Raw genomic sequence first — 12,861 nt, 5'->3', positions numbered from 1 at the left:
CATCTGTAGCGCATTAGCTGACGGCTGAATACTTAGGGATTATTTAAGCGATCGCATTCCATCGCTCCATACCTTTCCCATCTTCTGATACTCCCGCCGAGTGCCCTGTAACAGATGTTCCATCATCACTCCACTACCTGCTTCAGCTGCTAGAAAAGCTGCTGCTAGGGCAATATTCTTGATATTCCCTCCACTCAATTTGAACTGTCGTGCCAAAAACTCAAAATCTACATCTGCTGACAAGGGGATTTCCTCCGTCCAAATCCCCTCCCAAATGCGCCGACGACTAGCTTCATCTGGTGAGGGAAAGTGTACTGTAAAGGCTAACCTACGGACAAATGCCTCGTCTAAATTTTGGCGCAGATTTGTTGTCAAAATTGATATCCCCTCATATTCCTCCATCTTCTGCAACAGATACCCAACTTCAATATTGGCGTAGCGGTCATGAGCATCTCGAACTTCAGACCGCTTGCCAAACAGAGCATCTGCTTCGTCAAACAGAAGGATAGCGTTGGCTGTTTCCGCAGCCATAAAAATGCGGTTCAGATTTTTTTCAGTCTCGCCAATGTACTTACTGACAACCTGGGATAAATCAATTTTGTATAGCTCAAGCTGTAGTTCATTAGCAATCACTTCCGCCGCCATGGTCTTACCTGTACCTGGTGGACCTGAAAATAGTACATTTAATCCTTTACCAATGGATAGCTTGCGGTGAAAGCCCCATTTTTCATAGACAATATGACGATACTTGGCTTGATTACAAATTTCTTTGAGCTGAGCGAGTTGATCGGAAGGTATGATAATGTCTTGCCAACTATACTTAGGGTTAAGTTTGCGGGCTAATTCAGTTAAATTGCTACCAGATTGGTCACGACCTGCTGCTAATAAGTCATTTAGGGTTGGCTTAATTGTACTGTTTAATGGCAATTCTTCAAATTCGGCAGCAGCACGCCACAAAGCCTGATTACAAGCATTTGTCACTGCTCCTGCTATTTGAGCTGAACTCAAGGTAAAACGATTGGCTAGGGTATCCAAGTCGCGATCGCTAAGTACAATTCCTTTAGTTTCTAAACTAGCTTGCCAGTAAACGCGGCGTTGATCAAAATCCGGTGTAGCAAAAGGTACAGTAATCACACCCTGGAGATTGGTAAACTTTGGCACCCACGACTGTATTCCAGATAAGATTACCACACCTTTTGCCTCAGTTAGTCTGTCAAGTACCCTTTTATATAACAGATGCTGCTCTTTGCTCTGTAGTGCATCTAAACTTTCCAGACTTTCTAGATACAGGATAGCATCGTGAAAACAGGTTTGACGAAATAACAGTTTTAGCAGTTGGTCAAACTCTTCCTTAATTGCTAAAGCTTGAGCTAAATCCGCAATCAATAACTGCTTGTTCAGTTGAGCGGCAAGGGCGATCGCTCCACGGCGTTTTTCAGTAGAATATAAACCAGAGAAATACAGATGTAGAGGCTGGCTGGTATTTTGAGCGTGTTTGATTAACTTAGGAAGTATGTGTTTAATGTCATCCCTAATCGGTAAGTTGTCCTCAACCGCAGGAGTATCTATCAATTGACACCAAGATTCTAAACGCGGTTCAAGACTCTTTTGTTTTAACAGAGAATGGATAACCTGATCATCTAGCTTGAGATAATAGGATAATATTGGTGGTTTAACCTGATGAGGGTCAGGAATTAAGTGAAGTAAACCATGTTTGATTAAGGGTGCGTCAGGAGCAAAATGAACTCGTTGCAACAGTTTGGCTTCAGGAGAGGGACATAGTAAATTTAAGGCTAAATCAATACTAGGTCGCCTGCGAGTCACATCATCCTGGAGATAAGCATACAGACCCTCGTAAGCTAAATCAATTTCTGGAGCCAGGGCAATCAACATCACGTCTAAATCAAATTCAGACAAACCGAAAGTCTGTTTCAGCCAGTTTAATGGTGTATTCTTAGTCTGATCGGACTCAGTTTTTTCTGCATCTATTGCAAACAAAGGTATGCCTGGTTCACGATCTAGGAGTTGCTTGACCTGATCGCGATCAATACGAAGACCTCGATAAGGGTCAGTAGCTGCTTGAGAACCGTAGACAGCTTGTGCTTTTATTACTGCTTGCTCTAGTAGTTTATTTAGTCTTTCTAAGGCTGAGAGTAGATCGTCGAACATGGGGTATACCATTTTCATTTCAATCGGTATCGGGAATTGAGCCAAGCTTTCGCCTCGTTACGGGTAACTTCACAAGATGGGAGGCTGTTGGGGAAGTTGGTAATCTTTGGGTATGAGGAAGAATTGGCCGTAGGCCACGCTAAAAGCGATTGACCTACGGTCACGCGGGGCGCGATTAGCCCTTTGGGCTACGCTACGCGAACGCTTTGGATTAGACCAAAGGGTTTGGGCAAAGTCGGTATTGATGGTTAATTCATTTTCTCGCGCAGCTCTCGAACTACTTCCAGACTCAATCCTGTTGTTGCGGCGATCGCTTCGTCATCGAGTACAGTGAGTAATTTTTGAGCAATAATGCGTTGTTCTTCTTTTTTCCCTTCCAGCCTACCTTCTTGACGACCTTCTTTTTTCCCTTCCAGACGACCTTCTTGACGACCTTCTTGAAGACCTTGCTCCCTACCTTCTTCCCGACCAAGAGCAACTGCTCCCTGCTGATCGTAGATAAACATTTCTCGACGTTCCAAATCTTCAATTTCAGTGGGGCTTAAGTTGGCTTGATTGGCAATTTCAAAGGCTCGTTGTAATTCAGGAATATTGTCCATATTTTCGGGGATGGAGGCAAGCGATCGCGCAGATTTGATAAAGTAAATCCATTTATCGGTAATGGTTTCGAGTTCTGGGAGTTCTTTGGTAAACTTTGGTAGCTCAACGAACACTAGTTCGATATCGTTTTCGGGATACACCGAGCCATCAGATACTTCTCGATAAACGAAGCGAGAGGTAAAATGATGGCGATCTGCGAACATTTCAAAATCGGTCAGGGTGAGAGCTATGACTGGTTTGAGCATGCGGTAGCCCTCTCCCTTTTGTAGTTGAAAGGCGTAGGTTTTAGCAGCGTTGAACAATACTCTCTTACCAAAGGATTGCACATTTAAAACTTGCATTTCGATGATGACCAGGGTGCCATCCTTCAGTTTAGCTTTGACATCAAGGTAAGTATCTTTTAAGCCCTCAACTTTCGGCGGTAAGTTGGGATTGATGATTTCTAAGTCTTCAATGGTAGAGTTACCGTCATAAATCAAGGCATTGAGAAAACTAATCAGAATGTCTTTGCTTTCGGCGGAACCAAATATTTTCTTGAAGGCGTAGTCAGTTTTGGGATTGATAAATCTCATCATTTTAGCTGTTATCGAGTTGGTCAATTTCTTCGTAAAGTAAGTTAATGGGAAATGCTAGCTCAATGCTGCTAAGTTCAACTTGACAATCTTGTGGGCGATCAGGGCTACTAGCATAATGGTACAGTTCCCATCTCTGGTTTTGGTTTAATCGATAGCATTCCACGCTCATTTGATCCGGGTCAATCAAAACATATTCTCGTAATGTTTCAATGTGGCGATAGTGTCTAAATTTTTGGCCACGGTCAAAGGCTTCTGTGCTGCTAGAGAGCACTTCTACAATTAGACAGGGATAACGAATATAATCCCGGGCAGTGCGGTCTCTGTGATCACAGGTAACGGATAGGTCTGGATAGTGAAAAGGACCTTGTTCTGTAATCCCAACTTTGGCATCGCTGCTCAAGGTTTTAGATTGTTTACCCCGCAGGTGGGGTTTGATTAAAGCGACTAGATTTACAGCAACTTGGTTATGGGGGATGGTGCCCCCAGTCATGGCATAGATCTGACCGTCAATATAGCCGTAGCGGGCAAGTTGCTCTGCTTCCCAAGCTAAATACTCTTGGGGAGACATTTGGGGAGTGCCAAGTTGAGCAATCATGGAATTTGGATCAAAAATCAGCTTATTTTTCATATATAACATTTTTAAATAGGTTATGAACAATATTGCTAATTTTTCATAACATCAAAAACTCGTCAGAGGTTTTTACTACTGTTTCCTGTTTCCAGATCTGCTGTTTCCTTTTCATATAAATCCTATGTTTACATCTCAAAGAAAAATGCTATATACCCAATCTGACCGAAGAGAGATAACTATAAACAGTCCGCAACGGATTTGTTACAAAAATTTTCAAAATATGTTATAATTAAAGATTATTTTTATGTTATAATAAAATTAACATGGAGGTTAAACGTTCCATGTTAAGAGCCAGCCTAATGATTTTCGACAGTCCAAGGCTGGCTCTAGTACCCCTAAAAAAGGATATAGTTTCATTATGTCTTATTCTGAACGCCTTCATCCGTGGGTGATAGTTCGCCTATTGCCAAGAATGCAACGAGTAGTTGTTGCTCGGTTCCGCAAGCGCTCGGATGCGGAAGGTCATTTAAAAGCCCTTAAACGGTTGATGCCTAATGCTCAATTTGTGATTATCTTTGATGTAGGAAATAATCCTATGGGTAAAGAATCTTAGCGCTGCACCCAAGGGAGTAGGAAGTAGGAAGTAGCAATGCATCGGTTTTTTCCTACTTCCTGATTGACAATATAGTGGTTTCTAGTCTAATGAGGTACACATAATTTTTACCCTCTTAACTCTTAGCTCTTACTTCTTATGACTTCACTGCTCCGAAGCTCCCTGCTCCCTTTGCCAAAGTGTTTATTTAGCATAACCAGTACGAAAGAGCTGTACATTCTTGAGTTAACTACATCCTTCTACCCATGCCACTTCCGGTAGTTTACCAGCACGGAAAGTAGTTACCTTACCCTCTGGATTGGTTTCAAAAATCACTCGATAATTTTTATCTGAACTATCTGTTGGTACGAAGGTTGCATATTTACCACCCGGTACATATTGATGGGGTTCAAGTTCTATTTTGTTACGATACAAAGACATAATTTTCTCTAACTTATCCCCCACTTTTACACCACTAATTGTGCTAATCTGGGGAGAACGTGTGTCTACCCTGGCAATTTTTCCCTCTGTTACCATAAACCAGAGATTTTCTATGCCTTCTGGCTTGTAGATTAAGCAACCATAGTCTTCTCCACCACTAGTTTGTTGCACTAATTTAACTTGCCCAGCCTGGGATGCTTCTTTCACCGTCATGCCCACGGTGATGGGGCCAATGCCATTAATTGCTATTTTAGATTTAGTAGAAAGTCTTTCTCTCTTGCTCCCAGTCTTCAAACAGAGGTTTTCACCACTTAAGTCCCCAAAACAATTGCCGTCTTTGTTGAGGATAACTACCGATTTGATAGTTGAGAACTGTTTGAGGGTAGATTGAATAGCACTGGTAGCTCTAGCATCATAGCCTACTCCAGGGGAAGGAATGGCACGGCAAAACTTGAGGGTGGCGGTTTCTGCTGCAATAGAGAGGGTAAAATCTTTACCACAATTGGAGCTACCCTTAAGTTTTAGTGCTTCGGTGAAACCAATTTTAGTTTCTGCTTTGGTCGGACCCATAATCAACTGTTCAATGGCAAAAGTAGCCACTGCACGACTATTGGTGCTTCTGACTACAGGTTCCACATACCTAAAATCCTGATTACTTTGAGGTTGCTTGGGTAAAAAAACCTTAACTTTTCTTTGCTTAGGGGTATTTTGAGTTTGGGTAGGAGTTGGGGATGTTTCTACTTCTGTTATAGGAGATGGAGAGGAAGTGGATGTATCCGGTGGCGGTGTCCCTTGTTCGTTACAAGCATTGAGACTCAAGTATGCTAAGAGTATGGTACTCAAGAGTATAGTTTTAGATTTGTGTAGATCCATTGCGCACCTCGACGTTATCCTTGTTAAGAGGTTGTCTGAGAAGTCCCATTTGCTACATCCAAGCCCCCGTTGGTCCCCCAATTTTGGGGGACTTTTAGAAGCAAATTGACTCTTGTTCCCCCCAAATTTGGGGGGCTAGGGGGGCAAAATTCAGTATCAAAAAACTTGGGAGATATCCTCTAAGGTTAATAGTACTTTAGATTTTCAATTATCTTTAAAGCCTGGCTTTGTCCATGTTGAGGAAATTGTTTGTATCGGCGATTAGACCAAAGGGGTAGCGCTTCCGGTACGTACTGTACCTCACGTATTTCATAAATGCGGTTCTTCAGTACCTACTATGCGCTCATTTTCAGTAAAAAAAAACCGAAAGCTTACTCTACAAGCGATGCAGCGCGGTCTTGGGGAGCCAGTGCGGTCTTGGGGGTCTCCCCCATGAGCAACTGGCGTGGTTTCCCCCATGAGCGACTGCATCAAGACAGGATTCTGAGGCTATTTAATTAACAAAAATTTATAAATACTGCCTCTTTCCACTGCTCCCTGCTCCCTGCTCCCTGCTCCCTTCCCTAAACTGTTAATTTAGCATAACAAGTACGGAAGAGCCATAAATGCTATATTTATAGCAAAGTAGCTTTCCCGTTGATTATGTATCAAGTTACCCTATCTGTTCCAGAAGAAACCGCACAGGCTTTAAACCTAACACCACACTAGGAAAAGAATTATGTTTAAGTGCTGGGATGAAACTTTATGAATTAGGTAAACTTTCCTCTGGTGCTGCTGCTCAACTAGCTGGTATTGAGCGAGTAGTTTTTTTATCTAAGTTGAGTGACTATGGTATCAACACTTTCAGATTAACAGAAGCCGAATTAACAGAGGATTTAGAAAATGCCTAATGTGATTGCTGATACCTCACCAATCCAATATCTCTATCAAACAAATTTACTAGATTTACTCCCACAACTTTATGGCTCCGTTATTGTCCCTCAAGCTGTGGCGAATGAATTAGCTGCTGGAGCAGCTTTAAAAATTTCCCTGCTCCCTGCTCCCTGCTCCCGTCTTGATGCAGTCGCTCATGGGGGAAACCCCCAAGACCGCGCTGCATCGCTGCTCCCTAAAACCCATAAATTTGTACCTCACAAGTCGTAGAATTGCTATATGTCTTAACCCTCAATCCGCAAAATCGCTTCTTTCACTTCCACCTCTGATTCAATAATTGCGATAATTCCTGGTAAATATTCATCCATTGTGATCACGTTAGCATAAGCTATTGGTTTAATTAAAGCAAAACTAAGATTGTCATCTTGTACATCAATGCTGGTTTTGTAGCGGATTTCTCCATCCTCTAAATCGAATTCAAAGTTACCCATAATCATGCCATAGTTGGCACGAGTGATGAATTCTGTGATGGCTAGGTGCTTGTTTTCTGGAGCCTTAACGGGACAAACTGAATAAAAAACGAATTGTCTTTGTTCTTCTCTGGCTTGGGCGTAGCAAGTCCATTGTCCATTTTCCCCCCGAAATAAAAGACGCAAGGCTGATGTTTCTGGTATATTGACAAATTGCCATTGGTCTGATTCAAAAAAGTTAACTATTGCGGTAAAGATTGATTGGTTTGTGGTGGTATCTTCTTCTGTGTCGGAGAATTTTTCATCAACTAATTCGTTGAAAATGCTGGTAATTCCTTCAAGAAATTCAGAGGTAGCGTTTTGGGTAGCTTCAGCTAAATTGGCTTGGGTCCATTCTTTGAAAAAGTTAACAATTCCTTCTGACAGTTCTTCGCTGGTAGCTTCTGGCTGGTTAATGGTGGAAGGATTAAGGTAGTTCCAGAAGGTGTTATAACCGACTTCACCGTTGGGTTGTTGCTGTTTTACCGATAAGCATAGCCAGCTTTCGGTGTTGAGTAGTTTGTTTGTTAAGGGGTTTTCGGGTTGTTGACAAAGGTGAAGCAGGTAGTTAGCAGCTTGTTCTGCGGTGGAAGCCTTTTCTAATAGCTGTGGCAGTAAATCCGGTTGGAGAGTGGTTTCAATTTGGATGTCACCACTGGGGAGAAAGTTACCACCACTCATGGGTGCCCGTACTTCTGGTTTGAGGTTGAATAGTTTTTCGGTGTCGATGCGGTGGTAAAGTTCGGGGGTTACACAGAAGGTAAGACGACATTCGATGATTTGGTCGTTTTGTTTGGTGAGGGATAGGGAAGTTGTGGGAATGGTTAAGGGATTGGAGGAGTCGCTTAAGGTTAACTCTTTGTCTAAAGGGAAGTTTTCAGTATAATCATTCATTTTTTTGATACATTAAAGTAAAGCCAGTTGTGGTTAATGGCAGTCCTGGTTTTAGTTCCAGTACTTTTTTTCGATGTAAATTTTGAGGAAATTATCGAATGGAAACCACCAATCAACGTTTAGAGCAATGGCGTGAAACCCTAGAAAATATTTTAAAGTATTACGCCAATCTTCCTTACCGCTATGGTGATGTGACAACCTCTGTAATTATCAGTGGCGATTGACCGTAGGTCACGCTACGCGAACGCAATCATTTTATGCTGCTCGATGAAGGCTGGGAAAATCATCGCCGTGTATATGGTACCATTGTTCATGGTTCAATCCGCGATGGTAAAATCTGGATTCACTACGACGGTATTGAAGATGGTATCACGGATGAATTGGTTGCTTCAGGAGTTCCGAAGGATAGGATTGTTCTTGCTTTTCATCCCCCTGAGATTCGTAAACATACTGGGTATGGGGTTGCATAGGGTTTAGCATCGTTATCTGAATCTAATTCACTGCAAAGTCAGTATATTGACGTACAGCAGGTTCTTGAAATGCTAGTACAATATCAGTCTTTGGTACTCCCAATTTAACAAGTTCGTTGGCAAAACCAATTTCAGTTCCATCATGATGTATCCAAATTTTCCTATTCTTGATACTCATATGTAGAACACAACCATACATTGGTTGGCGATTCTTCCAACCGGTATAGACAACTTGGTAATGGTCGTGGTCTGAGTCAAAAATTAAGGCAGCTTCAACATCTTCATCAGATGGACTTTTACTGGCATAATCACTCAGAAGTTGTTTAATGTATTGGCGATACTGGATTATTTTTTCCATTCTAAAATCACCTCTTCAGATGGATCATAAACCAAGAGACTGAGCTGAAAACGCTTAACTACTGTTTGCACAAATGGTAGACTAAAGAAAATCCTGAATGCCCCAACAGGTATTGCCAAAAACAGTTTGAACTCAGGTTTCTCTTGTTCTAAAGCAACTTGGTAATTTAAAAATTGCCCCAAAGCAGTGTGGAACTCAGAAATATTAGATGGATTGGTGAAGCTTTTTATCTCAACAGCAATTTTTTCATTTCCTCTTGTTGCTGCAAGTAACCTCTCAGCACCCAAATCTATTTGCATATCAACTCGGCCAGACCGAACCCTGAGAGGATCATCGGTAATTGTCCAGCCATCTTTTTCTAGTCCGTGCCTTACAGCATTATGAAATAGGTCTCTCATTCGCTGGCTATGACGGGCAATCTATGCAAATCTTGATACAAAACTATTATACAATAATGGACTTACTTTAGAGTTTTGAGTTATTCTGGGTTAGGTTAGCGATTGACCTACGGTCACGCGGGGCGCGATTGACCTACGGTCACGCGGGGCGCGTTCGCACTACATGATCAGGCGATTAGCCCAAAGGGCTAAGCTTCGCGTACGCACTAGCATTGTAAAGCTGCATAAAATCCTGCTGTACGTCCGGTTCAATCAATTCTTGCTCATCTCTTAGATTTTTGAAACGTTCGATAATTGTTTGAAAGATCGTAGACGTAGAGCTAGGCACGAAATCTGAAGGACTATCTATGATCAGTTTCATCATCTCATTCAAAAGTAAGGGATCACAATCTGTTACCTTTTCTGACATATAATTCAAAGCTTTCTCTTTGTCCGCATTAAATAAAACACCTAGGGCAGTCGCTTGTAGGTAACGATCACCATGAGATGTAGACAGGATTTCCCAGGCGATTGGGGCAACTGCACTACTCTCACGCATCCAAAGTTCGACCAGTGCAGATGTGGCAATATACAACTCATTATCTAACGCTAGTTCTTGAAGTACTGCTTCTGGAATAACACTGTAATCAATGTCTTCATCATTCATGATAGACACATTATTCCATTCCTGAAAATTATTATGATTGTGATTCATTACCAGCCTCGCTATTGGTTTTGCTATTTATTTTTTTTTGGAGTATGTAATTGTGTCTAAATAAACAATAGGTGGTGTCCCTTCTTTAACACTGAGGTGGGAATCAATAACCATTTTACCTCTCGGAGCTTCGATAGCGCTCACATGTTTGACCTTGTTGCCTACTTCCATCTCAACTCCCAATTTTCCAATCTCTTCGAGTACATGCCCAATGATTTTGAATGCATCCTCAAGGGAATCTGGGTTCATCCCAGCCTTGAGAAGCGACTGCAAATTCCCCTGTGAGCGCTGGTAGTTGTGCAAAGGTCCTTGTTCGATTTGTTTTATTCTTTTTTGCTTTTTGGGGTTCCTGGCAAATTCTCTCTGGGTCTCTTTGCCAAGCTTACCAGCTCTTTCTGCTTTGAGTTGCTGTAGCTCTTCTCTTAAAGCTTCAGGAAATTGAACTTTACCTGCACCGTAGATGAGAATTTTTCCAGTGGGAATATAGATTGAACCTTTTTTAACGCATTCAATTGACTTACCACCTAATTTCTGAGGAGCAGAGACAGTAACGATTTCAGCTCCTAATTCCTTGGCAAGAGATTCCTTGTCCGAATTACTCTTAGCTTTCACGGGATATTTTGAGAAAACGCTGATATATATGCATTTTAATTGAATTATAGCGGTTTGGCTAAATAGGATTTGGTATAAGGTAATAACGGTCGCTGGCCAAAAATGGGCAATTTATCAGTCCAAAGCATCCCATAATTCAGGCATGGGTTCATCAAAATCTGGAGGAATTGTAATGGGAATTCCCCGTAGAGGATGCTGAGGACTGCGATCGCGGCTTAAATCAAGTTCATTAGGGGATTGGGATCGCTGTGATGCTGAGGTTACTGTCAGGCTTTGAGCCAAAAGTTGGAGGATGCGAATCCTTTGGGCTAAATCGAGGCCGAGGAGTTGTTGCTCTAGTTCTTGATTATTCATGAATTTGCGCTTCATGAGTGTGTTATTTATTTTAGCAGATTTCTATTTCTCCTCGCACTGTTTTATGGCTACGCTTGCAGGGACATGAAGCACTCAGTGCTGCTTACAACTTATAATTGAAAAGGAAAATAGTACGGTTTATTTTGTGTGTATGGTTCAGGTTACTGATTACCTGTACGTTGTTCGAGATGACCAGATTCTCAATAATGAACCGATCATTAAGGAGACTCGAACTCCTGTGAGGGCAGTTGTTGAAACGTGGCGTATGGGAGTTCCTCCGGAAGAAATTCCCATAGGAATGCCTCATCTGACACTGGCTCAGGTGTTTGGTGCTTTGACATATTACAGTGATCACCAAGATGAAATCAATCAATACATTGAACAAAATAAAATTCCAGATGAATTCATAGAGCCACTGGTTCAAGGGCTGTGAACAGATTATTTATTCATTTATATACCTATGACTATCAAACAACTAGAAACCCAATTACTTGCTCTATCTCCCACAGAGAAAACAGAAGCAATTCACCTTTTAGCCCATAGTTTGAACCAAAACTGGCGTGGCATAACCAAAACCAGAAACGTTTGTGGTGGTGATGCTTGTATTGCTGGAACTCGTATTCCTGTTTGGGTATTGGTAAATGCCCGTAATCTAGGCATTAGCGAGTCTCAACTACTCTATGACTATCCCACATTAACAGCAATTGATTTAGCGAATGCTTGGATCTATGCCCAAGTTAATCCTGAGGAAGTTGCCACTGCAATCCAAGAAAATGAGGCAGATTAATGATGGTTCGTTTATATTATAAAGTTACTCAAAAAGTAGGTCGGGGCCGAAGAACAAGACTCAATATATAGCAATTATCTATACCATGAGGTACCAAGGGATCCCCCTAAATCCCCCTTAATAAGGGGGATTTAGGGGGATCACCGTACCTCATAAATCCTAGAAACGCTATAAAAAGCTACAATATAAAAAGCTACAATGAATAAATTCCATCGCAATCGCTCTGTATGAGTAGACTACTAGCAATCGAGAAAACGATTTCAAGCTTTCAAGCATTACATGAGCGCTTGGGGTTATGTCGCGCCACTGATGAATCGTTTTTTTCAGAATGGCAGGTATCCTCTATTGAGATATTAGATGATGATAAATCTTTTCTGGACCGTCTCCGGCAGCGATATTATTATTACTACAATGCTGGTCTCTTAACTGAAGGAACGGTGCTTTTATCTATTGTTGCACCACTGCTGGAGCGGTTGGAATTTCATGAGCCTCCGTTTTTTGTACAATCTGAGATTCCTATCAGTCTGGAGGTGGAAGAACATAATGAAGTTTATCGAGGTCGGATAGATGTATTGGTGATTCGCGATCTTGTTTGGATACTGACTGTAGAAGCTAAACGATCTAAGTTTGCGGCGGATATTGCTTTACCACAGTGTTTAGCCTATATGAGTGCTGCACCACGACAACCAAGCTTTGGCATGGTAACGAATGGCAGCGATTTTATCTTCTGCAAGTTGAAGGATAAAGTATACGATTTTTCTGATGCGTTTTCATTATTGTCTCGGCAAAATAAGCTTTACGAGGTTGCGACTATTCTCAAGAAGTTAAAAACCAACAAATTTTCCGACAACTAGAGATTGCTGTTAGCGAAGCGGATGCTGTTGATGATTTTTGGCAGGCATACACCACGAAGTTTGCGTACTTTTATAACTTTTTATTATATAGTCAAGCTGTGTAGCAGCTTAGAGGATATCTGAAAAGTTTTTTTATACTGGATTTTGCCCCCCTAGCCCCCCAACTTTGGGGGGAAAAAGAGTCAATTTTATTCTAAAAGTCCCCCAAAATTGGGGGATTTAGGGGGCTTGGATGTA

General features: G+C 41.7%; 18 protein-coding genes and 1 pseudogene. 8 read left to right on the top strand and 11 right to left on the bottom strand.

Going from position 1 to position 12,861, the window contains the following annotated elements:
- Positions 1-39: 39 nt before the first annotated feature.
- The 3 genes from F6J99_RS11960 to F6J99_RS11950 form a co-directional block, all read right to left on the bottom strand.
- Positions 40-2,169, bottom strand: a complete 2,130-nt coding sequence (locus F6J99_RS11960; RefSeq protein ID WP_293113108.1) for an ATP-binding protein — start codon at positions 2,167-2,169, stop codon at positions 40-42.
- A gap of 248 nt (positions 2,170-2,417) precedes the next feature.
- A complete protein-coding gene (locus F6J99_RS11955) occupies positions 2,418-3,341 on the bottom strand; it encodes an Rpn family recombination-promoting nuclease/putative transposase (protein WP_293113119.1) in 924 nt (307 codons plus the stop codon).
- A 4-nt stretch (positions 3,342-3,345) separates the two neighbouring features.
- Positions 3,346-3,972: a Uma2 family endonuclease gene (locus F6J99_RS11950; RefSeq protein WP_293113107.1), complete on the bottom strand. Its 627-nt coding sequence runs from the start codon at positions 3,970-3,972 to the stop codon at positions 3,346-3,348.
- Positions 3,973-4,333: 361 nt separating this feature from the next.
- On the opposite strand from F6J99_RS11950, the gene F6J99_RS11945 reads away from it, so the two are divergent.
- Positions 4,334-4,528 (top strand): hypothetical protein, encoded by a 195-nt coding sequence (locus F6J99_RS11945; RefSeq protein WP_293113106.1) that lies wholly within the window; start codon positions 4,334-4,336, stop codon positions 4,526-4,528.
- 225 nt (positions 4,529-4,753) lie between these two features.
- Here the strand turns inward: F6J99_RS11945 and F6J99_RS11940 are convergent, their stop codons facing one another.
- Positions 4,754-5,791, bottom strand: a complete 1,038-nt coding sequence (locus tag F6J99_RS11940; RefSeq protein ID WP_293113105.1) for a hypothetical protein — start codon at positions 5,789-5,791, stop codon at positions 4,754-4,756.
- 339 nt (positions 5,792-6,130) lie between these two features.
- Complete coding sequence (locus F6J99_RS11935) at positions 6,131-6,280, bottom strand: hypothetical protein (RefSeq protein ID WP_293113104.1); 150 nt, start codon at positions 6,278-6,280, stop codon at positions 6,131-6,133.
- A gap of 275 nt (positions 6,281-6,555) precedes the next feature.
- Here F6J99_RS11935 and F6J99_RS11930 point away from each other — a divergent pair, with 275 nt between their 5' ends.
- On the top strand, positions 6,556-6,711 hold the full coding sequence (locus tag F6J99_RS11930) for a UPF0175 family protein (RefSeq protein ID WP_293113103.1): 156 nt from the start codon (positions 6,556-6,558) through the stop codon (positions 6,709-6,711).
- Positions 6,704-6,964 (top strand): hypothetical protein, encoded by a 261-nt coding sequence (locus F6J99_RS11925; RefSeq protein WP_293113102.1) that lies wholly within the window; start codon positions 6,704-6,706, stop codon positions 6,962-6,964. The genes F6J99_RS11930 and F6J99_RS11925 overlap by 8 nt, the downstream gene beginning before the upstream one ends.
- Before the next feature lie 14 nt (positions 6,965-6,978).
- Here F6J99_RS11925 and F6J99_RS11920 read toward each other — a convergent pair whose 3' ends face one another.
- Positions 6,979-8,097, bottom strand: coding sequence for a YbjN domain-containing protein (locus tag F6J99_RS11920; RefSeq protein ID WP_293113101.1), 1,119 nt, complete (start codon positions 8,095-8,097; stop codon positions 6,979-6,981).
- 98 nt (positions 8,098-8,195) lie between these two features.
- Here F6J99_RS11920 and F6J99_RS11915 point away from each other — a divergent pair, with 98 nt between their 5' ends.
- The gene (locus tag F6J99_RS11915) at positions 8,196-8,321 is read left to right on the top strand and encodes a hypothetical protein (protein ID WP_293113100.1); all 126 of its coding nucleotides are present in this window, start codon (positions 8,196-8,198) and stop codon (positions 8,319-8,321) included.
- Positions 8,322-8,348: 27 nt separating this feature from the next.
- A pseudogene (locus F6J99_RS11910) lies at positions 8,349-8,567 on the top strand (XisI protein); the annotation flags it as partial.
- A gap of 22 nt (positions 8,568-8,589) precedes the next feature.
- Here the strand turns inward: F6J99_RS11910 and F6J99_RS11905 are convergent.
- The 5 genes from F6J99_RS11905 to F6J99_RS11885 all read right to left on the bottom strand — a co-directional run bounded on the left by F6J99_RS11905 (position 8,590) and on the right by F6J99_RS11885 (position 10,998).
- Positions 8,590-8,925 carry a XisI protein gene (locus tag F6J99_RS11905; protein WP_293024449.1) on the bottom strand — a complete coding sequence of 112 codons (336 nt, stop codon included), beginning with the start codon at positions 8,923-8,925 and terminating at the stop codon, positions 8,590-8,592.
- Positions 8,913-9,323, bottom strand: a complete 411-nt coding sequence (locus tag F6J99_RS11900; RefSeq protein ID WP_293113099.1) for a XisH family protein — start codon at positions 9,321-9,323, stop codon at positions 8,913-8,915. The genes F6J99_RS11905 and F6J99_RS11900 overlap by 13 nt, the downstream gene beginning before the upstream one ends.
- 175 nt (positions 9,324-9,498) lie before the next feature.
- A complete protein-coding gene (locus F6J99_RS11895) occupies positions 9,499-9,969 on the bottom strand; it encodes a hypothetical protein (protein ID WP_293113098.1) in 471 nt (156 codons plus the stop codon).
- A 75-nt stretch (positions 9,970-10,044) separates the two neighbouring features.
- Positions 10,045-10,629: a hypothetical protein gene (locus F6J99_RS11890; protein ID WP_293113097.1), complete on the bottom strand. Its 585-nt coding sequence runs from the start codon at positions 10,627-10,629 to the stop codon at positions 10,045-10,047.
- Positions 10,630-10,743: 114 nt separating this feature from the next.
- Complete coding sequence (locus F6J99_RS11885) at positions 10,744-10,998, bottom strand: hypothetical protein (protein WP_293113096.1); 255 nt, start codon at positions 10,996-10,998, stop codon at positions 10,744-10,746.
- A 136-nt stretch (positions 10,999-11,134) separates the two neighbouring features.
- Here F6J99_RS11885 and F6J99_RS11880 point away from each other — a divergent pair, with 136 nt between their 5' ends.
- From F6J99_RS11880 to F6J99_RS11870, 3 genes are all read left to right on the top strand, one after another.
- Positions 11,135-11,416 carry a DUF433 domain-containing protein gene (locus F6J99_RS11880; RefSeq protein ID WP_293113095.1) on the top strand — a complete coding sequence of 94 codons (282 nt, stop codon included), beginning with the start codon at positions 11,135-11,137 and terminating at the stop codon, positions 11,414-11,416.
- Positions 11,417-11,443: 27 nt separating this feature from the next.
- Entirely contained in the window at positions 11,444-11,770 is a 327-nt protein-coding gene (locus tag F6J99_RS11875; protein WP_293024460.1) for a DUF433 domain-containing protein, read from the top strand.
- A gap of 227 nt (positions 11,771-11,997) precedes the next feature.
- A complete protein-coding gene (locus F6J99_RS11870; RefSeq protein ID WP_293113094.1) occupies positions 11,998-12,624 on the top strand; it encodes a type I restriction enzyme HsdR N-terminal domain-containing protein in 627 nt (208 codons plus the stop codon).
- The last annotated feature ends 237 nt before the right edge of the window (positions 12,625-12,861 follow it).

This window comes from Moorena sp. SIO4G3 (assembly GCF_010692305.1).
Lineage (GTDB): Bacteria > Cyanobacteriota > Cyanobacteriia > Cyanobacteriales > Coleofasciculaceae > Moorena > Moorena producens_A.
Note: the sequence above shows the minus strand (reverse complement) of the source record. Positions and strands in the feature narration are given on the sequence as shown.

What these genes read in the sequence shown, in the direction of transcription:
- F6J99_RS11925 (WP_293113102.1), top strand. Translation starts at nt 6,704, where the DNA reads ATGCCTAATGTGATTGCTGATACCTCACCAATCCAATATCTCTATCAA.
- F6J99_RS11900 (WP_293113099.1), bottom strand. Translation starts at nt 9,323, where the DNA reads ATGAGAGACCTATTTCATAATGCTGTAAGGCACGGACTAGAAAAAGAT.
- F6J99_RS11945 (WP_293113106.1), top strand. Translation starts at nt 4,334, where the DNA reads ATGTCTTATTCTGAACGCCTTCATCCGTGGGTGATAGTTCGCCTATTG.
- F6J99_RS11920 (WP_293113101.1), bottom strand. Translation starts at nt 8,097, where the DNA reads ATGAATGATTATACTGAAAACTTCCCTTTAGACAAAGAGTTAACCTTA.
- F6J99_RS11935 (WP_293113104.1), bottom strand. Translation starts at nt 6,280, where the DNA reads ATGGGGGAAACCACGCCAGTTGCTCATGGGGGAGACCCCCAAGACCGC.
- F6J99_RS11930 (WP_293113103.1), top strand. Translation starts at nt 6,556, where the DNA reads ATGAAACTTTATGAATTAGGTAAACTTTCCTCTGGTGCTGCTGCTCAA.
- F6J99_RS11880 (WP_293113095.1), top strand. Translation starts at nt 11,135, where the DNA reads ATGGTTCAGGTTACTGATTACCTGTACGTTGTTCGAGATGACCAGATT.
- F6J99_RS11905 (WP_293024449.1), bottom strand. Translation starts at nt 8,925, where the DNA reads ATGGAAAAAATAATCCAGTATCGCCAATACATTAAACAACTTCTGAGT.
- F6J99_RS11915 (WP_293113100.1), top strand. Translation starts at nt 8,196, where the DNA reads ATGGAAACCACCAATCAACGTTTAGAGCAATGGCGTGAAACCCTAGAA.
- F6J99_RS11895 (WP_293113098.1), bottom strand. Translation starts at nt 9,969, where the DNA reads ATGAATGATGAAGACATTGATTACAGTGTTATTCCAGAAGCAGTACTT.
- F6J99_RS11955 (WP_293113119.1), bottom strand. Translation starts at nt 3,341, where the DNA reads ATGAGATTTATCAATCCCAAAACTGACTACGCCTTCAAGAAAATATTT.
- F6J99_RS11950 (WP_293113107.1), bottom strand. Translation starts at nt 3,972, where the DNA reads ATGAAAAATAAGCTGATTTTTGATCCAAATTCCATGATTGCTCAACTT.
- F6J99_RS11885 (WP_293113096.1), bottom strand. Translation starts at nt 10,998, where the DNA reads ATGAAGCGCAAATTCATGAATAATCAAGAACTAGAGCAACAACTCCTC.
- F6J99_RS11870 (WP_293113094.1), top strand. Translation starts at nt 11,998, where the DNA reads ATGAGTAGACTACTAGCAATCGAGAAAACGATTTCAAGCTTTCAAGCA.
- F6J99_RS11875 (WP_293024460.1), top strand. Translation starts at nt 11,444, where the DNA reads ATGACTATCAAACAACTAGAAACCCAATTACTTGCTCTATCTCCCACA.
- F6J99_RS11960 (WP_293113108.1), bottom strand. Translation starts at nt 2,169, where the DNA reads ATGTTCGACGATCTACTCTCAGCCTTAGAAAGACTAAATAAACTACTA.